Source organism: Aliikangiella marina (assembly GCF_007004765.1).
Lineage (GTDB): Bacteria > Pseudomonadota > Gammaproteobacteria > Enterobacterales > Kangiellaceae > Aliikangiella > Aliikangiella marina.
Window position 1 is genome coordinate 1 of sequence record NZ_VIKR01000001.1, and the last position, 23,790, is coordinate 23,790.

Annotated in this window: 13 protein-coding genes; 12 read left to right on the top strand and 1 reads right to left on the bottom strand. The window is 41.7% G+C overall.

What is annotated here, in order from left to right; translation table 11 throughout:
- Positions 1-9: 9 nt before the first annotated feature.
- From FLL45_RS22685 to FLL45_RS00025, 6 genes are all read left to right on the top strand, one after another.
- Positions 10-9,417 (top strand): beta strand repeat-containing protein, encoded by a 9,408-nt coding sequence (locus tag FLL45_RS22685; protein ID WP_210247073.1) that lies wholly within the window; start codon positions 10-12, stop codon positions 9,415-9,417.
- A 133-nt stretch (positions 9,418-9,550) separates the two neighbouring features.
- The gene (locus FLL45_RS00005) at positions 9,551-11,473 is read left to right on the top strand and encodes a ShlB/FhaC/HecB family hemolysin secretion/activation protein (protein ID WP_185964268.1); all 1,923 of its coding nucleotides are present in this window, start codon (positions 9,551-9,553) and stop codon (positions 11,471-11,473) included.
- A gap of 503 nt (positions 11,474-11,976) precedes the next feature.
- Positions 11,977-12,408, top strand: a complete 432-nt coding sequence (locus FLL45_RS00010) for a DUF6795 domain-containing protein (RefSeq protein ID WP_142887748.1) — start codon at positions 11,977-11,979, stop codon at positions 12,406-12,408.
- Between the two features lie 5 nt (positions 12,409-12,413).
- Positions 12,414-13,589: a lipase family protein gene (locus FLL45_RS00015; RefSeq protein ID WP_142887749.1), complete on the top strand. Its 1,176-nt coding sequence runs from the start codon at positions 12,414-12,416 to the stop codon at positions 13,587-13,589.
- A gap of 209 nt (positions 13,590-13,798) precedes the next feature.
- On the top strand, positions 13,799-14,281 hold the full coding sequence (locus FLL45_RS00020) for an Hcp family type VI secretion system effector (RefSeq protein ID WP_142887750.1): 483 nt from the start codon (positions 13,799-13,801) through the stop codon (positions 14,279-14,281).
- A gap of 190 nt (positions 14,282-14,471) precedes the next feature.
- Positions 14,472-16,193, top strand: coding sequence for an ATP-binding response regulator (locus FLL45_RS00025; protein ID WP_142887751.1), 1,722 nt, complete (start codon positions 14,472-14,474; stop codon positions 16,191-16,193).
- A 16-nt stretch (positions 16,194-16,209) separates the two neighbouring features.
- Here FLL45_RS00025 and FLL45_RS00030 read toward each other — a convergent pair whose 3' ends face one another.
- A complete protein-coding gene (locus tag FLL45_RS00030; protein ID WP_142887752.1) occupies positions 16,210-16,833 on the bottom strand; it encodes a LuxR C-terminal-related transcriptional regulator in 624 nt (207 codons plus the stop codon).
- Positions 16,834-17,284: 451 nt separating this feature from the next.
- Between FLL45_RS00030 and FLL45_RS00035 the strand changes: the two genes are divergently transcribed.
- From FLL45_RS00035 to FLL45_RS00060, 6 genes are all read left to right on the top strand, one after another.
- Positions 17,285-19,339, top strand: a complete 2,055-nt coding sequence (locus tag FLL45_RS00035) for a type VI secretion system Vgr family protein (RefSeq protein WP_142887753.1) — start codon at positions 17,285-17,287, stop codon at positions 19,337-19,339.
- Positions 19,340-19,371: 32 nt separating this feature from the next.
- Positions 19,372-19,953 carry a DUF6484 domain-containing protein gene (locus FLL45_RS00040; protein WP_142887754.1) on the top strand — a complete coding sequence of 194 codons (582 nt, stop codon included), beginning with the start codon at positions 19,372-19,374 and terminating at the stop codon, positions 19,951-19,953.
- A 70-nt stretch (positions 19,954-20,023) separates the two neighbouring features.
- The gene (locus tag FLL45_RS00045; protein WP_142887755.1) at positions 20,024-21,016 is read left to right on the top strand and encodes a DUF2169 family type VI secretion system accessory protein; all 993 of its coding nucleotides are present in this window, start codon (positions 20,024-20,026) and stop codon (positions 21,014-21,016) included.
- 25 nt (positions 21,017-21,041) lie between these two features.
- Positions 21,042-21,425 carry a DUF4150 domain-containing protein gene (locus FLL45_RS00050; RefSeq protein ID WP_142887756.1) on the top strand — a complete coding sequence of 128 codons (384 nt, stop codon included), beginning with the start codon at positions 21,042-21,044 and terminating at the stop codon, positions 21,423-21,425.
- Positions 21,426-21,439: 14 nt separating this feature from the next.
- The gene (locus FLL45_RS00055; RefSeq protein WP_142887757.1) at positions 21,440-22,717 is read left to right on the top strand and encodes a TIGR02270 family protein; all 1,278 of its coding nucleotides are present in this window, start codon (positions 21,440-21,442) and stop codon (positions 22,715-22,717) included.
- A complete protein-coding gene (locus FLL45_RS00060; protein ID WP_142887758.1) occupies positions 22,714-23,772 on the top strand; it encodes a hypothetical protein in 1,059 nt (352 codons plus the stop codon). Before FLL45_RS00055 ends, FLL45_RS00060 begins: the two co-directional genes overlap by 4 nt.
- Positions 23,773-23,790: the final 18 nt, after the last annotated feature.

A 23,790-nucleotide genomic window follows, 5' to 3' on the forward strand; every position in this document is an offset into this window, starting at 1 on the left:
TTTAGTGGTATGGAAAACCTGGTTGGTAACGATGCGAGTGATGACTTTACGGTTGCTGATGGGGCGAGAATATCGGGTCTGATTAATGGCGGTAATGGCAGCAATAGTTTAACCAGCAACAACAGCCTGGCGAATAGTTGGATCTTAACCGCACTTTATGCCGGGACCCTAAATGGTGATGCGTTCAGTAATATCCAAAGTCTAGTGGGTAACAGTGGTGTTAGCGATACCTTAACCGGGATCAACCAAGCGAATGATTGGCAAATCACGGGAACCAATGCGGGTACTGTTGGCGAAGATGGTGTTGGGACTTCGATTGCCTTCAGCGGTATGGAAAACCTAGTAGGTAATGAGGGTAATGATCGCTTTACTTTAAATGCTCAAATAGACAGTCTGAATGCCGGTAATGGCGACAATACGATCACCGTTAATAATGCAGGCACAGTGGTAGGTGCGATTACCGCAGGTACTGGTATCGATACGGTGACGTTTAATGGTGCTGGTACGGCGGGTTCATTATCAACCGGGGCGGGTGATGATGTTATTACCATTGTAGATAACAGCTCGGTAAGCGGCTTAATTGATGGTGGCGCCGATAATGATTCGGTAACGATTACCGGAAGTGATGTGACGATTACCCTCGGTACCGATGTCGCGAATACCGAAACGCTGACCGCGGGTGGTGGCACTAATACCTTGGTTGGTGCGGATAATGGGGGCAATACCTGGTTGGTTGATGCAACCAACTCAGTGAACGACGGCACTACGACAACTGTCTTTAGCAATTTTTCAATATTAACCGCTGGTAATGGCGGTGATGACTTCACCGTTAATGTTGCCGGTATTGATACGATTAATGGGGATACGGGTAATGACGTATTTACCCTGGACACAGCAGGTTTAGTCAACACGATTAATGGCGGTAATGGCGACGATAGATTATCGATTGTCAATGGCAATAGTATTTGGACCGTTGACCTTGCCGATGATGGCAGTGTTGCTGTTGACGGCTCGCCTTTAGTGGTTACCAATTTTACTTCGATTGAAACTCGAGAAGGAAGTTTAGCGGGTACCGACAGTATAGATTTAACCAGTTTCGGCAATGCCATTATTCAATTAGCCAATTATTTGAACTTCGATTTAATTATCGGCAACGTGTTAGGCACGTTGCAGGGCTTGGATGGTCAGCAAAACGATTGGGATATTACTGGCGCGAATGTCGGAACGGTTACGGTTGGTGCGACGACCTATGGGTTTAGCGGATTTGGTAACTTGTTGGGCGGCAGTGCAATCGATAACTTCGTTTTACAAAACGGTGGGTCGATATCAGGACTAATTGACGGTGGTTTGGGTAACAACAGTTTAACCAGCAATAACAGCTTGGCTAACAGCTGGGTTTTAACCGCACTTTATGCCGGTACCTTAAATGGTGATGCGTTCAGTAACATCCAAAGCATTGTGGGTAACAGTGGCGTTAGCGATACCTTAACCGGTATCAATCAAGCCAATGACTGGCAAATAACTGGCGTTGATAGTGGTACTGTTGGCGAAGATGGTGTCGGGACGTCGATTGCCTTTAGTGGCATGGAAAACCTCACGGGTAATGATGGTAGTGACGATTTTACGGTTGCTGATGGGGCGAGAATATCGGGTCTGATTAATGGTGGTAATGGCAGCAATAGTTTGACCAGCAATAATAGCCTGGCGAACAGTTGGATCTTAACCGCACTTTATGCGGGCACCTTAAATGGTGATGCGTTCAGTAACATCCAAAGTCTTGTGGGTAACAGTGGTGTTAGCGATACCTTAAGCGGGATCAATCAAGCGAATGATTGGCAAATTACTGGGGTTGATAGTGGTACTGTTGGCGAAGATGGTGTCGGGACTTCGATAGCCTTTAGTGGTATGGAAAACCTGGTTGGTAACGATGCGAGTGATGACTTTACGGTTGCTGATGGGGCGAGAATATCGGGCTTAATTAATGGCGGTAATGGCAGCAATAGCTTAACCAGCAACAATAGCCTGGCGAATAGTTGGATCTTAACCGCACTTTATGCCGGGACCCTAAATGGTGATGCGTTCAGTAACATCCAAAGTCTAGTGGGTAACAGTGGTGTTAGCGATACCTTAACCGGGATCAACCAAGCGAATGATTGGCAAATCACGGGGACTAATACGGGTACTGTTGGCGAAGATGGTGTTGGGACTTCGATTGCCTTCAGCGGTATGGAAAATTTAGTTGGTAATGCCAATGATGATAATTTCCAATTTGTTCCTGGTGGTTCAATATCTGGGTCCATCGATGGCGGCGCTCACATTAACGCCGACACCCTTGATTACTCGCTGTTAGCTTCGGTTGACATTGACCTTAATACCGATCTTGCGAACGTCAGCAATATCGAACAAATACAAGGTAACAACACTGCAAGTTCGTTGACTGGTAGAAACGTTAGCAACACTTGGTTAATCTCCGGTGCGAATATCGTTGATATTGATGGCATTACCTTTAGCGGCTTTAATAATCTAGTTGGTGGCTCCGTTGCTGATTTGTTTGTGGTCGCGGAAGGCGGTTCAATCAGTGGATTGATCGATGGTGGACTTGGCACTAACACCCTTCAACGAACCAATACGAGTGGCAGTAATCTTTGGGAGATAACAGGGCAACATCAAGGTACCTTGAATGGAAACGCATTCAGTAATATTCAATCTTTAATCGGTAGTGCCGACGCGGTTGATACTTTAACGGGGCGCAACCAAGATAATAACTGGGATATTTCAGGAACTAACTCGGGCAGCGTTTCTGAGACTGGTAGTTCACCCACTGATTTAATTTCATTTAGCGAAATGGAAAATCTTAATGGTGGTAACGCTGATGATAGATTCAGGTTTGCTACTTCCGGTTCGGTTACCGGATTAATCGACGGTGGTGATCATGTCAATGGCGATATTGTTGATTACTCGTTACAGACAGACGTCAATATTACCTTGGCGAATGCGTTCAATGGCGTGCAAAACGCAGAAATTATTCAAGGAAATAATGTCAATAGCACGTTAACTGGAGATGACGCCGCCAACACTTGGCTTATAACCGGTGAGAATGAAGGCTCGGTCGCTAGCATTACTTTTATCGGCTTTAACAACTTGATTGGTGGTAATGGCAACGATCTCTTTAATTTAGCTCAAGGTGGATCAATCACTGGATTAATAAACGGGGGAGGTGGAAGTAATACCTTGCAACGTTCAAATACCAGTGGCGATAACACTTGGGTAATTACTGGGCAGCATGCAGGAACCATTAACGGAAATTCGTTTAGTAACATGCAAACGTTGACCGGTAGCGCGAGCGTTACCGACACCTTAATTGGGCGTGATCAAGATAATGATTGGGACATCACCGGTAATGACTCTGGAACTGTCGCTGAGGCAGTGGTTGGTCCGAGTGATTTAATCAGTTTTAGTGAGATGGAAAATTTAACGGGGGGAAGCGGTGATGACCGATTCCGCTTTGCTACTGCCGGAGCGATCTCTGGAATCGTCGATGCGGGCGGTCATGTTAGCGGCGATATCGTAGACTATTCACTGCAAGCGGTAGTCGATATTACTGTCTCAAATGCATTTAATGGCGTTCTCAACGCTGAGTTTGTTCAAGGCAATAATACCAACAGTACGTTGACTGCCAATAACGTAGACAATACATGGTTGATTACCGGGGTTAATGATGGCTCGGTTGCAGGTATCAATTTTATTGATTTCAACAACTTGGTTGGTGGCTCTGCTGACGACTTGTTTAATTTAGCAGAGGGCGGTGCTATAACAGGAATTATCAATGGCTCGGGTGGCGCAAATACACTGCAACGTAGCAACACGACTGGCGATAATGTTTGGGTAATTACGGGCCAATACAGCGGAACGTTGAACGGCGGTAGTTTCTTGAATATTCAAACCCTCACTGGAAGCGCTAATGCCAATGATACTTTGACCGGACGCGACCAAGACAATAACTGGGATATTAGTAATACCAACTCTGGGACAGTCGCTGCCGCGGTCGTTACGCCGACCGATTTGATTACTTTTAGTGAAATGGAAAACCTTAATGGCGGCAGCGGAGATGATAGATTCCGTTTTGCACCCAATGGGTTGATAACCGGTTTAATTGATGCCGGCGCTCATGTTAACGGTGACATCGTTGATTATTCGCTCCAAGCCCAAGTAAATGTCAATATCGCTAATGCCTTAAACGGTGTACAAAATGCAGAGATTGTACAAGGTAATAACTTTGACAGTACCTTGACCGCAAGTGATGTGTCGAATACTTGGATCATTACCGGTGAAAATGATGGCAGTGTCGCGGGCATTACTTTTATCGATTTTAATATTCTCATTGGTGGCTCTGCTGATGATTTGTTTAATTTAACCGAAGGCGGTTTTATTACCGGTCTGATTAATGGTGGTGCAGGGACCAATACCTTGCAACGAACCAACACGACCGGAAATAACGAATGGATTTTAACCTCTCAGCACAGCGGTACAATAAACGGTGATGCTTTCAGTAACATCCAAAACATCATTGGAAGTAGCAGTGTTGTTGACACATTGACTGCTCGTAATCAAAACAATAACTGGATGATTTCCGGTACAGATTCTGGTTCTGTGTCAGATTCAAGTGACACGCCATTAGACACAATCACTTTTTCTGATATCGAAAACCTCAATGGTGGGACTGGTGATGACCGATTCATCTTTACAGATGCTGGGTCGATTTCAGGCGCCATCGATGCCGGCGCTCACACGACAGGGGATGTTGTTGACTACTCGTTACGAACCTCAGTTGATGTTGATTTGACGAATGGTATTAACGGCATTCAAAACGCGGAGATTGTAGTAGGGAATAATCTAGCAAGTACATTAACTGCAGCTGACGTCGATAATACTTGGCTAATCACTGGCGAGAATGATGGCAGCGTTGGCGGTATCAGTTTTGTTGACTTTAATATCCTTAATGGTGGCTCGGCGAATGATTTGTTTAATTTAGCTCAAGGTGGTTCGGTTACTGGTGCCATCAACGGCGGAGCTGGAGCAAATACGCTGCAACGTAGTAACACGTCGGGCACTAATGAATGGATCATTACAGGGCAATACCAAGGTACGCTGAATGGCGGTGACTTTGTCAACATTCAAACCCTAGTTGGAAGTGCAAATGCAATCGATACATTGAGCGGCCGAGACCAAAACAACAATTGGGATTTAAATGGGGTCAACTCTGGAACGGTTGCCGAAGCAGTGAGCTCTCCGAGTGATCTGATTACCTTTAGCGAAATGGAGAATCTAATCGGTGGAAGTGGCGATGACAGATTCCGCTTCGCTGCTGGCGGTTCAGTGACGGGTTCTATTGATGCCGGTGATCATATCAATGGCGATATCGTCGATTATTCGCTACAAACTGTGGTAAATGTCTCTTTGGATGACGCATTTAATAGCGTGCAAAATGCAGAAATAATCCAAGGTAACAATACCGACAGTACTTTAAATGGTGCTGATATTACCAATAGTTGGCTAATTACTGGTGAAAACACAGGAACTATCGCCGGGATAACTTTTATCGGCTTTAACAACCTTCTCGGTGGCTCAGCGGATGACCTGTTTAATTTAGCAGAAGGTGGTTTTGTTACTGGCACTATCGATGGCGGCGCAGGAAACAACACTTTACAACGTAGCAATACTAGCGGCAGTAACTTGTGGGTTATTTCTGCGACCCACAGTGGGACCATTAATGGCAATGCGTTTGCTAATATCCAAAACTTGGTTGGTAGCGACACTGCGGTTGATACTTTAGTCGGAAGGGACCAGAACAATAACTGGTTAATCACGGGGACAGATTTGGGCTCGGTAAGCGAGGCTATTGATTCGCCAACCGATCTCATTAATTTTTCATCGATGGAAAATTTAACCGGTGGCAATGGAGATGATCGATTCAGTTTTATGACTGGCGCATTGATTTCTGGAATTATTGATGCTGGCGACCATATCAATGGAGATATCGTTGACTATAGTCTGCAAGATACTGTGTCTCTGACCCTAGCGGATGCTTTCAATGGGGTTCAAAATGCCGAGATTGTTCAAGGTAATAATGTTGACAGTACGTTAATCGGTGACAACATCGCTAATAGCTGGTTAATCACCGGGGAAAATGATGGTACTGTTAATGGCATAGTCTTTATTGATTTCAATAATATCACCGGCGGAACTAACGTTGATGTGTTTACCATTCAAGATGGCGGTACCATCACTGGAATTATCAATGGTGGTAGTGGCGCCGGTGTGATCGACATTCTAGATTTAACTGCGTTGACCACGGGTGTCACGGTTGGTGTTGATGAATCGATCAACGCTGACTTTACTATTTTAGGTATTGAACAATTAGATGCCAATGCTAACGACACTGTCGTCAATACCATCATCGCGAGTAACACCAGCAACATTTGGAACATCGATGGGACCAATGCCGGCACTTTAAATTTACCGACGCAAAGTATTTCGTTTTCTGGCTTTGCTAATTTAACTGGTGGCACATCCGCAGATATCTTTAATTTAAACAATGCCGATCATATTACTGGTCTTATTGATGGCGGCGGCGGTGTCGGTGATGAACTCAATATGTTGGGGCTAGGTAGAGATATTATTGTGCAACTGGGGGCTGTTGCTGGCGTCAGTTCGAGCGATACGCTTTACGTGAATAATATCGAAACTATTCTTGCCAACTCAAGTAGAAACAATACGATTAACGGTTTGGATGTCGCGAGTCGTTGGGCAATTGATACCACCGGTTTGAGTACTGTAGAAAGCGCTTTGACACCATCACCGGATTCAACGGTTGCTTTTAGTGGTTTTAGTGTCATCTCGGGCGGCATCGCAGATGATACATTTGAAATCATCGACGCGACCGGAATCGTTCAAATAAATGGTGGCGAAGGCTCTGGAATCGATTCAATTGATTACTCTAATACGATGGCTGATGTTAATGTTGTCATTGGTGATTCAATAGTGCCTGATACCGTTAATATCACTGGCATTGAAGGGTTAATCGGCAATGGTGATGGAACCAGCGGTTTTAACAGCACGATTTCTGTTATTGACGGCGATAACGTTTGGACCATTTCGGACTTCGATGGAGCGGGCATGGCTGATGGTATCAATGATGGTCAGTTCCAAGATGCCGACGGAAATATCATTTCATTTATTGATTTCAATATCATCCAAGGTGGCAGCGGGAATGACTTCTTCGATATTCAAAATGGTGGCAGCGTTACCGGATACATTCATGGTGGTGCGGGTAATGATGAATTGCGTTTGTCGTTTAATACGTCAGGTCAGGTAAGTTTTATCGGCGGCGAAGGCGATGATTCGGTTCTCTTGTCTGGCGGAGGAGACGACTTTGATGCGACCTACACCTCTAATGTTAATGGCGCAGAAGTACTAAATTATCAAAACACCAGTGGTGTAACTTACGCTTTCAGTTTTGATGAAGTTGAGTCGGTTGTTGATAATGTTGAAGCGGTTAATTTCACCATCTTTGGTTCTACTGGGGCTGATTTAATTGATATCAGTACGGGGAATGTAACCGTCAACGGCGGTACAACTGTTCAGTTTAATAACAGAACGAACTTGATATTGTCCGGAGAAAGTAATGACACATTTGATTTAGTTGGCGATCTTGATTTAGGTAACGGCAACTTAACGCTGCTCAATTCGCTGTTAACCAATTCATCGGGGTCATTATTATCAGCTGATGCGCTAGTACTTGACTCAGTTGCCGGAGCCGGGACTCAAGGGAGTCGTATCAATACGGATATTAACACGCTGTCCATAACAAATGCGGTCGGTGATGTTTATCTGGCGGAGGCCGACTCAATTGTACTCGATTCAATTGATACTTCAGGTGTTTTTGATTTAGTTGCTAATGGCGCTGTATCACAACTGGCCGGTACTGTTTTAACTAGCAGTAATAATTTTGCAGTTAGCACCACTGGAAGCATTGATTTGGATAACTCAAATCAATTATCAGGTGCGGTTAGTTTGAGCACAGATGGTGACATCACTTTTAGAAACGCCGTTGCTACAGATTTTGCAGCAATCAATGCGCGAAACTTCAATTTGAATGTTGTTGGAGATATTACCGATAGTGGAACGATTATCGTCACTGAAACATTGACCATAGAGGCAAACGGTAACGATATCATTTTGGACAACGCAACCAATAATTTTAATATTATTAATGTTACTTCTGCGAATAATGCCACTTTCAGCGATATCGAAAGTTTAGTGTTAAATGACATCAATGTTGATAATTTGCTTCAAGTCAACGCTGAGAATCTTTCGACTGCAGCGGATATTTCAGTCGGTGCAATTACGATTAACGCTACTGGTGACGTGCAAATTAATAATAACCTGCAAAGTTTGCTAGGTAACATTGTAATTAATGCAGGCGACTTTGTTCAAAACGCCAACATTGAGAGTGTCGCTGATATTACTTTAGTTTCTGAACAATCGATCACCATGGCGAGTAGTACCAGTAGTACAGCCAATGCGGGTAATATTTCTTACACAGCAAATGGTAATGTAGACCTCGCTTTGTTAACGACTTCTGGAGGCACCGTCAATGTTACCAGTTCAACTGGTGAAATTGTTGACAATAATGATGATGTCGACAATATCGTTGCCAATCGAGCCGAATTGATTGCACAGAATGGAATCGGTGCCGATAATGCTTTAGAAACTCAATTAGCGAATCTGTTTGCCGAAAATGGTCAAGGGCAAATTCGAATTGATAATCGGGGTAACATTATCCTAGAGCGTCTCGCGACTAGTGGCGATATTACCTTCAATAATGCAGACTTTGAGGGAAGTGATATCAGCTTTATGCCCGGTAGCGTCGACGCAGGATATGATGTGGGCTCCCTGGTTATGACGACCGAAGGTGGTAGTTTCCTCGGAATTGGTGAAACCCCTGATTTTGAAAATGCCGATATCGTTGCGCGCGATGCAGCCTTTTTAGATTCAACCCTGTCAGGAACTTTCGGGTCAATTACTCGACCTTTAGTGCTTCGAATTCGAGACTCGGTGTTAATTACTGTACGTACAAGTTTAAATCCACAATTTGCGCAACCGTTACCTGAAATTGATGACAGTGGATCGCTGTTTAGATTTAGCTCTTTTGATGCGGTATCAGCTATTGCTGGTGGTCAGCTAGTTGAAGTCGAAGAGCTAGTAGAAGTCGATCCAGCCATTTTTACGGATTTAACGAATTACTATTCTGACGAAGTTGCAGTTCGCCTTCCTCGTGATCAGTTATATGAAGAGGATGATGAAGAGGAGGATGAATATCCACTTATTGAGGCGGATGCTGCTGCGGGAATGTAATGGGTAAGTCGGCGCATGTCGCCGGCTTAACTTGATTAGAAGAATAAAAATGCTGTCATTTAGCCATTCTAAGTTTATTATCCCAGAGCGTCATTTATTGAATTGATAACGTTTAAGTTGTTTATGTATGTTTATGTTTGAGTTGAGTTTTAAAAATCGTTTTTACATTTTAGCTTTAGGCCTGTTGCTTGCGCGCTTTGACGCGTCAGCAGGCGAAGTCGATTTGCCACAAATTACAGAAGTACCCGATTTAAAAAGAGAAACATTGTTAAAAGATATTGATATCCCGTCAGTTAGAGAAAGGGATCCTGATCCAAATGCTGGGCCCAGATTATCGGTCACAGAGTTTCGTTTGCAAGGAATTGTAGAGTATCCGGAGCTGGGGATTACTCGAGCCGAAATCAGTAAAATCGTAGAAGATATTCGATTTGACATGATGGGCGAAGGCAAGCTTTTAGAGTCGGGTTACACGCTAGACGAGCTTGGCGAACTGTCAAACTTGTTGGTTAACATTGAAAAAGATGTTCAAGGGCGCCATGTCGGCGCGTTGGAAGTTCAAAGGCTTGTTTGGTTAGTGAGGGACCAGCAGCTAAAGCGCGGTATCACACTAGGGATGATCGAAACGGTCGCCGACAGAATAACAACTTACTATCGAGAACATGGATTTATTTTAGCGAAAGCCTATATTCCCGAACAACAAGTTCGCGACGGTGTAGTCAATTTGACATTACTACTTGGCGTACTCGGCGAAACTAAGGTCAATGATAGTGAACTTTATGATGATGAGATCATCAGTTCTGTGTTCGATGACATGATGACCAAACCAGTAACGAGCGCTGTAGTCGAAGAAAAGCTCTATTTAATTAATGACCTACCTGGACTTAGTACCCAAGGCTTTTTTGAAGCGGGATCGCAAGTAGGTGATACTCGCCTCAACATTAATGTGAAAAATCAAAACTCATTTGTTACTAATTTCCGTGTTGATAATCATGGCACGGAAGAAACCGGTGAGAATCGTTTGTACAGTGAGTTTTTCTGGAACAACATGACAGGGACTGCCGATCAACTTCAGGTCGCAGTTTTAGGCGCAACCAGTCCCGCAAATACTGCATATGGTCAGGTACGGTATAATACCAATTACTTTGGACCGCGCTTTAAAATCTCGTTAGGTTACGCCCAAAATGCGTTTGTATTGGGGAGAGGAAGCTCAGAAGCCATCAACGCATTGAACCTGGAAGGCGATACCACGATAAACGACATTAGTTTTTCTTATAAGCACAAACGCAGCCGAGTAGAAAACTACTCATATAGCTTAAGTTATGAAAACGTCGACTCGCGGATTCGGTTAACCTCTTTCGTGAATGATGGCGGTCGAATTCTTGATGATGAAGTCAACAACGCTGTGATTAGTTTTAACTACGATATTTTGCAAGAAACTAACAAGATGCTCCACAAAGGTAACGTCAGACTGACTCAAGGGGAGTTTGTTTTCGGAAAACAAGAAAATCAAGATGAAAACTTTACCATTCTAAATTCTGAATATTCTTTACTGTCGTTCTGGAATTTTCCTTTTACCGATGTGGAAACGCGCTCAATTGTGCGTGGTGCACTGCAGTATTCCGAATCGTCCTTGTCTTCGATTAATCAATTCTCGCTGGGTGGGCCCTCTAGAACTCGTGGGTTTGAGGCAAAAGAATTTTCTGCCGACCAAGCGATATATCTTGGTGCAGACTTATTTTTTAACTTACCAGAATTTCTTGATGTTGAAATGGGGAGCACTTCGCTTGCTAACGTGATCTCACCCTTTGTGTTTATGGATGCAGGTTTTGGTCGCTCCTACACAACTACCGACGATGGCAGTTTTTTTGAGTCAACGTTAGTTAACCTAGGTGTGGGTCTTCAGTTTTCTTATTCTGATAACATGAGTGGGACATTGCAGTTTGCTTATCCTGTTGAGAATAAGTATTCATCGCCAACAACGGATGGCATTGTGGATACTGAAGATGATTTTGACAAAGACGTTAAGATACTTTTTGACTTTCAGTATATATTGTAATTCTATTTCAAACCTCGAAGATCTTTTTAATTTAAGCCTGAGCATTAATCAATAGCTGAGGCTTAAACAATTGAGTTGGTTCTCTTTAAAAGACCAGATATTAAAGACTATATTAAAAAGTCCACTAAAAAATATTAAAAAGTTAAATGCATAATTGCACTGCGACTCAATCGTTTTGGTGGCTTTTAAGTTTTAGCATTCATCACAGGAAAATTCTCTCCTTTGACCTCTCTCCATTGACGGGCTTATGGTATAGTTGAGGAGATAATATTTATCACATATTTAAGATATCTCAATAAAGTGAGAAGAAGATTAAATATTCAATAAAATACCTAAATTTAGTTATGTATCCAACTATTGATTAATAGTAGATTATCTGGTGACTCTAGCGTTTATCTCTAGAATTTGATTTCCAGATCAGGTAATCGGGAGAAATAAAAATAAAATACTTTAAAAAATCCTTAATTGTTTTAATTGCGTTTTTTTCGTTAGGAGCTTGTGAAATGGCAATATCTGATGTCGGAAAGGTTTGTTTGTTTTCGAATATCTCTGGTGTGATTTTAATCGACGGTAAACCCGCCGCAAATGCACTAGTTGTTCGAAGAGCTAATTTAAACAAAGAGTTGAAAGACGAGGTTACCACTGATGAAAATGGCTACTTTGAAATGCCTGCAGTGTTCACCAATACGGTAACTAAATACCTGCCCCAAGAGTTTGCACCGAAACAAAATATTGATGTTATTTTCAATGGTACTGAATATGCAATCTGGTCCGCAGTGAAATCCGGTCCAGAAGAAAATACCGAGTCGAAGGGTAAGCCCTTAGTAGTCACTTGCGAGTTAAATAGTGAAAATACAACAATAGTGGTAGATGGTGCTTTTATATACAGCCGCTGTACTTGGGACGTTGAACCGGATCCTAAAATGGAGTTTTAAGCTTTATGTTACAGTTGAGCCCAGTTTTTTCTTCTAACCTAGCCAAAGATGTTTATCAGCTCACCAAAACTGATTCGCTTGAGCAAGCAGTCAGCGCGCTTAAAGCCAAATATGGTGATATCTTAACCGTTGCCGACAAAAACATGATTACCGGTAAGACCGGTGGGCCGGGAATAATCAAATCTAAGACCGCATTTGGCTTTGTCATGTTAGGCAAAGGAAAATACGATAAACATGCCTTTATTCTATTTCGCGGTACCCAATATTTAGGAGATTGGTTAACCAATTTTAATATTGGTACCTCTCGCTCATATTTCGCACAACCCGTTCATGATGGCTTTAATACGTCATTCAAATCAATGCTGCCGAAAGTTAAAGAGTTTGTAAATGGACTTGGAAAAGATATCATTGCAGTGCATTGTATCGGCCACTCTCTAGGTGGCGCGTTAGCAACGATTTGCGCAGAATGGATTAAGAGCTCGACAAGTCGGAGCCCTTATTTATATAGCTTCGGTAGTCCAAGAGTCGGATTTCACGGTTTTGCGGATAAGTGTACTAAGAATTTAGGCGCAGAAAGAATATTCCGAGCCTACCATAAAACCGATATCGTACCCTGTATTCCATTTTGGCCATTTGTTCACACGCCCAACGCAGGAGTTGATTACTATCTTCCGTCACCAGGTGCAGTACCTGCGGCAAAATATCACGATATGGATGAGTATATTAAGTCGGTGAAAGATAAAACATGGCCTCAATTATCTAAACTAAAGGAACCTAAGAACAATGCCAGTATTGAGAGGTGGCTTAAAAAAGGTGGACCAGTCGGTTTTACCATGGCAGCCCTAGAATGGCTTAATGATGCGCTTTTGTATGTTCTCAAGAAGTGCTTAGATGTGATTAAAGGGACGCTCTGCTTAGCCTTGTCTAGTGGTTTAACCCTTATGGATCAACTCGCCTATATTTTCAAAAAAGGTATCGATATTTCTGAAAAGGTTTCTGGCTGGGTGGTTTACCTTATTCGCAAGATTATGAGCTTTTTAGGCTTAAGCAAAGTCGTGCAGGCGGCCGATATGACAACAAGCTTTATTCGCAACATATTCCACGAGTTATCTAGACGAGTTGGAGAGTTTTGCCAGCGGACGCTCGATAGCGTGTTGGTTGATGGTCGCGGGCTTAGCTAAACTTTTGGCAAGCGAGTTTAAAACTTTTTGTTTAAAAACGCGAAAATACCCAAGATTGGTTATGTAATCACAAAATGTAGGTTGTTATAGTACATACCATGATGATTGAGGAAGGCAACAGAGTGGTTAGAGTTGTTTTCTAAGACTCGAAAGATAAACTTTAACTTTTTATTTAAGATATTAATTAAACACAGAAAGGAGCATTAACAATGGCGATTTATTTAGAAATTCCAGGTATTAAAGGTAACGTTACCGCTGATGGTTACAAGGATCAAATTCAGCTAGACTCTGTTAGTTTCGGCGTATCTCGTGGCATCACTATGACACCAGGTGCTATGTCTAATCGTGAAGCGACTCGTCCTTCTCTTAGTGAAGTGTCTATCTCTAAAACTTGTGATTCATCGGTTATTAACTTGTTTAAAGAAGCATCAGTCGGTTCTAACGGTAAAGATGTGAAAATTCACTTCGTCCGTACTGGTGCTGATAAAGTAGTTGAGTACATGACTTACGAGTTGTTTGATTGCCTAATTAGCAGTTACTCAATGTCTTGTCCTGGTGAAGGCGAAGCTATGGAAAATCTTACTTTAAGTTACTCTAAAGTTGAAATCTCTTACACTAATACCGATAAGGATAACGCTAACGGAACGGCACAACGAGTTAGCTACGACCTTACTCAGGCTAGAGGCGGTTAGTTCTAGTCTACTTAAAGTCGAATATAAAGGCCCAAGATATTTTATCCTGGGCTTTTTCTTTTTATACCATTTCTTATTTTACCCCTTTGTATTTATCTCAGGTTTATTTCTCTTGTCTTAACCATTAAACTATTTGTTAAAGTGGGTGCGTAAATAAGAGCCTGATTGATTTGTGTTTAAAGAGCCATAATTGAGTCCTGAGAATCTAAAAAATAAAGTCGAAGTTAATATTCTTAGGCAGTTTTTCAATAACTTGCCTTTTATCGCTATCGGTGGGTTGTTACTTGTTATTGTTTTTTCAATAGGAATAAGCGAAGAGTTACCATCCAGTTACCTTGTTATTTGGGGAGCTCTCGCAATCATAACAAGTGGTTTTTTTCTGGTTTTTGGCTATTTTTTTAAAAAGATAACCGATATTAACGACAAATTAGTTCGGACTTGGCGGATCATTATCTTGGCTAACTTTTTGTTAGTTGGCCTATCTTGGGGGGTTGCAATTAGCTATTTTAACGCCCTACTTCCTGCAGAGTATAAATCACATCTTCTTCTGACAATTGTGATCGTAATGTCGGTTTACTTTCCGGTTTTGATGAATTACTTCAAGTTCTACAGTGCTTTAGCCTTTTCAATTATGGTTCCAGGAGCTTCGACTGTTTTGTATTCAGCTGGTAGCGGTGCCATTTTTTGGGGCTTTGTTTTGTTTGGATATTTATGTTTAATGTTGATGTTTGCTAGTTGGTCCACTAGAAAAGAGTATGAACGAATCCAGCTTCAATTCGAACTTTTTGAGCAAAATCAAAAGGTTAAGGAGGCAAATGATAGCAAGTCACGTTTCTTGGCCTCGGCAAGCCATGATTTGAGACAGCCTTTACAAGCGTTGGGTTTTTACATTGTTACCTTATCTGACTTTTTGAGAGAACCTCATAAAAAGTCGATATTTGATAAAACGTTGAAAGCCTATCAAGCACTCGAAAATCTATTAAACCAGCTGCTTAATGTCTCGAAGCTCAATGCTAACCTGATTGAGATCGTTCACTCTGACTTTTCTATGAAAGAGCTATTTAACAAGCTCAAAAACGATTATGAAATGCGCGCTATCGATAGAGGTTTGTCGATAGACTTTACAACACAAGATCTCTATGCCCACAGTGATATCGTAAGCGTGGAGCGAATTCTACGAAATTTATTAGAAAACGCGCTTCGTTATACGAAAGAAGGGTTTATTTTAGCCAGATGTTTTGAAGAAAATGATCACTTAGTGGTTCAGGTCAGTGATACCGGGATTGGAATTGATCAAGAACATGTGAATAAAATATTTGATGAATTCTATCAAGTTAAAAACCCAGAAAGAGATCGAAATAAAGGCTTTGGTTTAGGCTTGTACGCGGTAGAAAAACTCGCTAATTTATTGGATACATCGATTAAAGTCGATTCAACCCTGGGTAAAGGAAGTACTTTTTCGATCGTTTTACCAATAGGTAAACAGCCTTCTGAGAATACTACCGTAACAATAGAACGAAGTGTTGAAGACGATGTTTTAGTCGACAGAACAGTATTACTCGTTGACGATGATGATGTTGTTTTGGATAGTATTAGTCAGTTGTTCTTTTCTTGGGGATGCCAGGTGCTGACGGCGAGTAACTACCAAGAAGCGGTTAATATTGTTACTGTAGAGGAGATTATTCCTGAATTATTGGTTGTCGATTATCGATTACCACAACATAAAACAGGCGTTGATCTAATTAGAGAAATTCGTGAACTGAGCGAAACTTCAATACCGAGTATTATATTAACAGGCGACACTGGTGAAGAGAGCTTAAGTCACATAAATAGCTCTGGTTTATCTTTTATCCATAAGCCTGCCAACCCAGAGCGGTTGAAACGGAAAGTAAAGCAGTTCTTGAGCGATTAACACTGCCGGTTTAAGCTCAAACCAAACCGTATTTTATGGCAATAAACCCAGCTTCAGTGCGATTGGCTGCATTGAGTATTTTCAGTATATTTTTTACATGAACGGTGATGGTGTTTCCGGAAATATTCAGTCTATCCGCAATTTCTTGATTACTTATGCCTTGCGCCATTAACGCCAAGACTTGCTTCTGCCTGTCAGTTAAGCTGTCGAATGAAGGGGTACCTTCTTCTTCGGAGCGTTTTATTTCTTCAGCGACACCTGGCGGCAAATATGGCTTACCCCCTAAGACTAGTTTAATCGCTTCGACAAACTCATTATTTTCGATACTTTTAGGGACATAGGCTTTTACCCCGTAATTAAGAATGTTGCGAATAAACTCTGGTCTTTCTTCGCCAGAAATAACCGTGATCGGCACTTTGGGGTAACGACTTTTGATACTCTTAATATTCTCGTGAGGAGATGATTCTTGAAGATGAAGATCGAGAAGAATCATCTCAATATCGGGATGTTCTTTTAATTGTTGTAGTGCAAGAAATAAGTCAGGCGCCTGCAATATTTCGACATCTGGCCGAGCTTTAGCCAACAACATCGAAATCCCATCACGAAACATTTCATGGTCATCTACGAGCAGTATTTTCAATGAGGTTTCTCTTTATTCGCCGTATTCTTTGATAGACATAGATTATCACCTATGCGGTTAAAATTGAATGACAAAAGTGCTTTAAAAACCGTGATTTAAGATTAACCTACCATAATATCTCGGATCGGCGCTTTTATGTGTTCTAGGTCTCAAAATATTGGACTTAAGATACCAGAAATAACTATTTATGAGTATTGTTTTGAGTGTCAAACGACGATAACATCTTGTTAATATACTGTTTCTACTATTAACCGCTATGGCAAAAGAAGCGTTATAATATTAAACGCGCAAAATGTGGTCGCAAGGGAAGTAAAATAGTCAACAAAAGTAATACGGGCGCAAGATATCGGGTGCCGTTATTGGGTTTTAACGGTGTGGGTTTATGCTGCTATCAGACGCATGCTAGTAATGGACACAAGTGCTAATTGATTAGCCAAATGCAGAGTATGTTATGAGTCAAATCACTCAAGATAATCACATAATGTCAATTTCCGACTTTTCATTAGGGAAGGACACATTTTTGTTAACCAGTTTTCAGGGCGATGAACATATTTCTAAATTGTTCAACTTTCATATCGAAGTGCTATCTGAAAACCATGATGTGTCTGCCGATGATGTTGTTGGAAAGTCTGGAACTATAACCATTCAAAACGAGCATAAACGTAAATTCAATGGTTATATAAGCCAGTTCTGGGAAGGTGAGCCGGAAGCAAATAATCTACGACGATATAAAATGACCATGGTTCCTTGGTTGTGGTTTTTGCAGAAGACCAACAATCATAGAATTTTCCAAGAGAAAAATACCAAGGATATCGTCTCGCAAGTTTTTAGTGATTTAGGTTTTAATGATTTTGATTTCAAAGCCAGTGGCGGAGAAAAGCGAGAGTATTGCATTCAGCACAATGAAAGCGATTTTGACTTTGTATCTCGTTTGTTGGAAGAAGAAGGCATTGCTTATTATTTCAAACATCAAGACGGTAAACATATGCTTCAACTGGTTGATAAAAAGAATGCATATGAAGTTTGTGATGAAACGGATTTAGATTATAGCCAAGGGCAAAACCCGAATTCCCAAATTACCAGTTGGGAAAGAATCCATGAATTTCGCAAAGGCCAATGGAGCCTAAACGATTATAATTTTAAAGAACCCACAAACTCGCTTTTAGCTGGCGAAAAAACTACCAGCAAGTTTGCTAAAAATAAAAATTTTGAACACTATGAATACCCTGGATTGTATAAAGCTGGTATTGGTAGCAACTTAGTCAAAGTTCGCCTTGATGCTGAAGAAGTTCAGCGCGATACGGCCGAAGGAGCGAGCAATTGCAGTTCGTTTTATGCGGGCGGTCGTTTTAATGTCAAACGTCACAGTCATAAAAATGAAAAAGGTGAATATATACTGACCGATGTACATCATAGTGCGACTGATGAAAGTTATTACAACGACGATAATCCAACTGTTGCTTATAGTAATTTCTTCGCCTGTATTCCATCTTCAGTTCATTTTAGACCGCTTTTGGAACATAAGCGTCCCGTAATGAGAGGACCGCAATCTGCAGTGGTTGTTGGACCGAGTGGTGAAGAGATTTATGTTGATGAGTTTGGCCGAATAAAAGTTCAATTTATTTGGGACAGAGAGGGCAAGAAGGATGAAAATAGTTCTTGCTGGATTCGTGTCTCACAGAGTTGGGCGGGCAATCAATGGGGAGCTTCCTTTATTCCTCGAATAGGGCACGAAGTGATTGTCAGCTTTATGGATGGCGATCCCGATCGTCCGATAGTTACCGGCTGTGTCTACAACGGAAAAAACAAGCCCCCTTATACCTCAAAAACGCAAAGCGGTATTAAAACGCGTTCGACCAAAGGTGGTAATGCGCAAAATTATAATGAGCTACGCTTTGATGATAAAAAAGATAGCGAACAAATATATATCCATGCTGAAAAGAATATGGATACGCAAATTGAAAATGACGAAACCCTAACGGTTGATAACGATCGAACTAAGCATGTTAAACATGATGAAAACTCGACAATTGATAATAATCGAAATAAAACCGTTGGCAAGAATCAATCTGAAAACATTGGTGATAATAAAACCATAAGCGTTGGTAAAAATCACTCTGAGTCAATTGGAAAAAATTCCACTATTGACGTGGGTGAAAATCATACAGAGAGTGTCGGCAAGAATGTCAACTATAGCGTTGGTAAAAATATAGATATCAGTATCGCCGAAAATCACAGCGAAAGTGTCGGCAAAAACATGACTATCACGGTTGACAAAGATTTGGATGAAACGGTCAAAGGAAAATATACCGAAGATGTCACCAAAGAGTATGGGTTGAAAGCCAAAAGTATTACCATGCAAGCTGATGATCAAATTACCTTAAAAACAGGATCAGCCAAAATCGTCATGAAGAAAAATGGCGATATCACTATCAGTGGTAAAAATATTAATGTCAAAGGTTCTGGGAATGTAGTGCTTAAGGGAAGTAAAGTCACTCAGAACTAATTGATTTATGCAGAATAGGAATAGAGTAAATTATGGATAATAAAACAAACGATTTTTTGAGCGAGCAATCGTCATCGGTTATTGAACAGTCAATTGCACCTGGCGAAGTAATTATTGGGCAATTTCTAGGCTTTAATTCTGATGGTGAACCACTGGTCAACCATGTTGCCTCTGACTCGCCAGTGATTGCTATGTCAACGGTTGCGATCACCCATGAGAATGTTGGTCGACAGGTAGCCTTGCTATTTGCTAATGGTGATTTTAAAAAGCCGGTAATAATGGGTTTTATTTATAGTCCACTCATGGACATTTTAAACAATGCGGAAGTTATTCCTGAGGAAAGTAGCCAGCCTCATGTTGTCGAAGCTGTTAACCTTGAAGACGATCGGCTAGAAGAGCCACAAAAAGCTGAAACGGTCGAGTCTGAAGTTAGTACCGCTTTAGTCGATGGCAATAGAGTGGTGCTTGAAGGCAAAGATGAAATTGTCTTAAAGTGTGGAGAGGCAAGTATTACATTAACTAAATCGGGAAAAATTTTAATCCGAGGGAAATACTTGTTGAACCGTTCCAGTGGCGTCAATCGTATTATGGGCGGCTCGGTACAGGTCAATTAGATGCAAATGAACAGCCGCCGGCTTCTCAGCAATTTTATTTTTATTAGTAATGTAATTTTTAAATAACATTATGCTACAGCTAAAGAACGCAACGCCTTTCGCCGCTGAGATTGCGGTTTTTCCTAATGAAAAAGGAATAGATACGCTTTACTCGATCGTAAAAGCCACATTCCTTTTGCAAAATGCTTGGGTTTTGGCTGATGAACAAGCGCCACCTCAAAAGGAAGACGAATACTGGGGTGAACCTGGGTTGTCGAGCATAAAAGTCGCGTCGGATTTTCATATAGGGAAAAGCTCCACTGATATCGTCATGATTGGTGCTGCATGTGCACCAAACCAAACTCCAGTTCATTCTCTCGATGTTCAATTAAATGTCGGTCAGGTAAACAAGACGGTTCGAGTGACCGGTGATCGCGTATGGATGGATGGTCGCGTGAGCGCGCCAAAGCCATTTACTTCAATGCCTATCGTCTATGAGAAGGCATTTGGTGGCCGCCATCAAATTACCGAAGATCAATACATGGCTGAAGAGAAAAACCCTGTCGGTTGCAGTTTTAAAGGTAAACAAAGTTCGAGCGATTTGAACAAAACACCACTGCCAAACATTGAGGATCCAAGTGATCCTATCCAATATATCGGCGATAGTCCTAATCCAGCAGGATTTGGTTTTTGTTCACCTGATTGGCTTCCCAGAAGAATGTATGCGGGCACCTATGATGAGAACTGGCAAAAAAATCGAGCGCCTTATTTGCCAGCTGATTTCGACAGGAAATTTTTAAATGCAGCTCATCCAGATTTAATTTATCCTGGTTACCTCCAAGGAGGGGAGCCCTTATTTATCAGCAATATGCATCCAGACGGTGAAATCCGTGCTCAGCTTCCGCAGGTGAGCATTAAATGTGATATCAATTTAAAGGGCAGCACGCACTCGCCGCAAATGAATCTAGAAACGTTAATTCTTGAACCTAATCAGAGACAGTTAGCAATGGTCTGGCGATCGGAATTTGAGTGTGACAAGCAAGTATTAGACATTAATGAAGTTGTTTTAAAGTTAACTCGATAAAAACGAGACAATATAGGGTATTTTCATGGGACAAACTACATTTGCAAACTCAAGAGGGATTGCTCACAAGGGCAGTGGCGGAATGAGCCCCGTTTTTCCCGACGTGTGTAAAACACCTACGCCAGGTGGCCCTGTGCCAATCCCATACCCTAACATCGGGATGTCTTCTAATACTGATAAGGGACCGAAGTCAGTTAAAACAGACAAGAAAATGCCTATGGTAAAAGGTGCTGTCTACACGATGAGTACCGGAGACGAAGCTGGAACAGCTGGTGGCGGAGTTGTAAGCGGAAAAACAAAAGGCGAATGTGAATACATGATGTACTCATTTGATGTTAAATTTGAAGGGAAAAATGTTTGTAGAATGGGGGATCCACTCTTTCATAATAAGAAAAATATAATGGGATAATATAATTACTCAGTATGGACATAATAAAAAGACTGACTACCAAAACCCAAACCATTCCAGAGAATGCGTTTCGGGAGGTTTACGAGCAGTATGTTACAGAAGCCTCTTTTTTGTGGGTTTTACGCTCAATTGGTGTTCGCCAGCCACACTATGATCTTGATGATATCGCTGACCTAGAAAAAAGAATAGAGGCTAATTTAGATGGTTTAATGACATCGCTTGATTTAGCATGGGAGCTCTGTTTAGAAGCACTTTCGATTGGTCAACCGGGAGAGATTTTTACCGTCGCTGTAGTTGCCTTTAGGAGCCGCGATGTTGAAAAAATAAAAACGGTTGTTTTAGAGGCGTTGCAAGAAGAAGAAAACACTAAAGCGCTAGTTTCAGCGATTGCCTGGCTTCCCGAAAAATTAGTCCGCGACTGGATTACCAAGTTCTTGAGTAGTAAAAACTTAGAGCATAAGTTTTTAGCAATCGCAGCATGTAGTGCACGAGGTGAAGCGCCTGGAGAAATTCTCGGTAGTTTGCTTAAAAGAGAAGATTGCTTAAACCATAAAAAACTGAGGGCGAGAGCGCTCAGATTAATCGGTGAGCTTAAACTCCAAGACTATCGATGGGCAATTGATGATGCTTATTCTGATGAGGATCCTGAAGTTAAATTCTGGGTTAATTGGTCAACAATAATGTTAGGCGATCCAACGGCTGTTCGTCAGTTGGAAACTTACGTGCAGGAACCTGGCGACCTCCAAAGAAAAGCCGTTGATGTTGCGTTTCGTGTTTTACCAATCGATCAAGCCAGAGCATGGATCTCAAAATTATCTTCTCAGCCAGAAAATGTAAGAATTGTAATTGAAGCGGTTGGTATTCTTGGTGATCCGCATGCGGTCCCCTGGTTAATTGAAAAAATGCGTCATATGGAGACAGCTAAACTAGCCGGACAATCTTTTACATTGATTACTGGAATCGATCTGGAAAAGTATGAGTTGAATATTGAAGCACCAGAAGAAATTACCGCAATTCCGAACGATGATCCACAAGATACTGATGTCAGTTTGGATGAAGATGAGAACCTACCTTTTCCAGATGTCGATAAAGTTGCCTCGACCTGGCAAAAACATGGCCACAAATATTTACCAGGTCGAAGATATTTTATGGGGGCCGAGATTTCCGAAGCCACATTGCAAGATAAGTTGCTAAACGGCTTGCAGCGACAGCGCAGTGCTGCCGCAATCGAGTTAGCCATTAAATCTCCCCAATCGCCGCTAATCAATGTTGCAGCAAGGAGCTTCACTTGAGTAAACAAGATAAATTGTATATCGCTGCGACTGGAATGATTACGCCGGTAGGTATGAATACTGATATGACTTTAGCTTCGGTAAAAGCAGGTATCAACGTTTATCAAAACTCGAGCTTTATCAACAAAGATCAATATCGGATGAAATTGGCACAGGTTCCTGACGAAGCTTTTGTTGAACTAAATGAAAACATCAATGCTGCTGCAATGAGTGGGCAAGAAAAAAGAATGTTATGCCTTGCTTCTTCTGCCGTATCACAAGTTTACGAGTTGTTTTCTCCTTCCAAACCCATTCCACTATTCCTCGCTGCACCAGAATCAATTCCGGGTAAAGATATTAAAGTTTCTGAGCACTTTATTGAGAATTTACAACGTCAAACAGGTGTTGCTTTTGATCAAGCAAATAGTGTGATTGTTAATGAAGGAAGAGCGGCAGGTTTAAAAGCACTCGATTTGATTTTTAACTATATGGAAAATAGTGAGAGCAAGTACGCTTTGTTAGTCGGTGTTGATAGTTATGTTGACGCCTCCTTATTGAGTGCTCTGGATGAGGAAAACCGAGTCCTAACAGAAGTCAGTACGAATGGATTTGCGCCGGGTGAAGCGGCTACGGCAATTTTGTTAATTCACCAAAGAGTGCTCGAAAAATCACCTGATGCAATTGCTGCGGTCGCTCGACCTGGAGTAGCTGAAGAGAAAGGACATCGATACAGCCAAGAACCTATGCTAGGTGATGGTTTGGCCGATGCGGTAAGAGGAGCAATCGATGGTAGCAATAATATAAAAATAGACTCGATTTATTCTTCCTTTAATGGAGAATCGTTTCATAGTAAAGAATATGGCGTTGCAATGATGAGAAATAGTGCCTCGCTGGTCGAAGGGTATAAACACGAACACCCTGCGGATTGTTTTGGAGACCTAGGCGCAGCTTTTGCGCCGACTTTAATGGCGATAGCTGCGCGCACCATCGAAGCAGATAACAGTGATTATGCAAGTTTAGTGTTTTGCGCTTCAGAAAAATCACTCCGCGGTGCTATTTGTTTAAATAAAATTTAGGGAGGCCTTAGGGAAGTA

Coding starts and splice junctions, on each gene's coding strand:
- FLL45_RS22685 (WP_210247073.1), top strand. CDS start 10: ATGGAAAACCTGGTTGGTAACGATGCGAGTGATGACTTTACGGTTGCT.
- FLL45_RS00005 (WP_185964268.1), top strand. CDS start 9,551: ATGTTTGAGTTGAGTTTTAAAAATCGTTTTTACATTTTAGCTTTAGGC.
- FLL45_RS00010 (WP_142887748.1), top strand. CDS start 11,977: ATGGCAATATCTGATGTCGGAAAGGTTTGTTTGTTTTCGAATATCTCT.
- FLL45_RS00015 (WP_142887749.1), top strand. CDS start 12,414: ATGTTACAGTTGAGCCCAGTTTTTTCTTCTAACCTAGCCAAAGATGTT.
- FLL45_RS00020 (WP_142887750.1), top strand. CDS start 13,799: ATGGCGATTTATTTAGAAATTCCAGGTATTAAAGGTAACGTTACCGCT.
- FLL45_RS00035 (WP_142887753.1), top strand. CDS start 17,285: ATGAGTCAAATCACTCAAGATAATCACATAATGTCAATTTCCGACTTT.
- FLL45_RS00040 (WP_142887754.1), top strand. CDS start 19,372: ATGGATAATAAAACAAACGATTTTTTGAGCGAGCAATCGTCATCGGTT.
- FLL45_RS00045 (WP_142887755.1), top strand. CDS start 20,024: ATGCTACAGCTAAAGAACGCAACGCCTTTCGCCGCTGAGATTGCGGTT.
- FLL45_RS00050 (WP_142887756.1), top strand. CDS start 21,042: ATGGGACAAACTACATTTGCAAACTCAAGAGGGATTGCTCACAAGGGC.
- FLL45_RS00055 (WP_142887757.1), top strand. CDS start 21,440: ATGGACATAATAAAAAGACTGACTACCAAAACCCAAACCATTCCAGAG.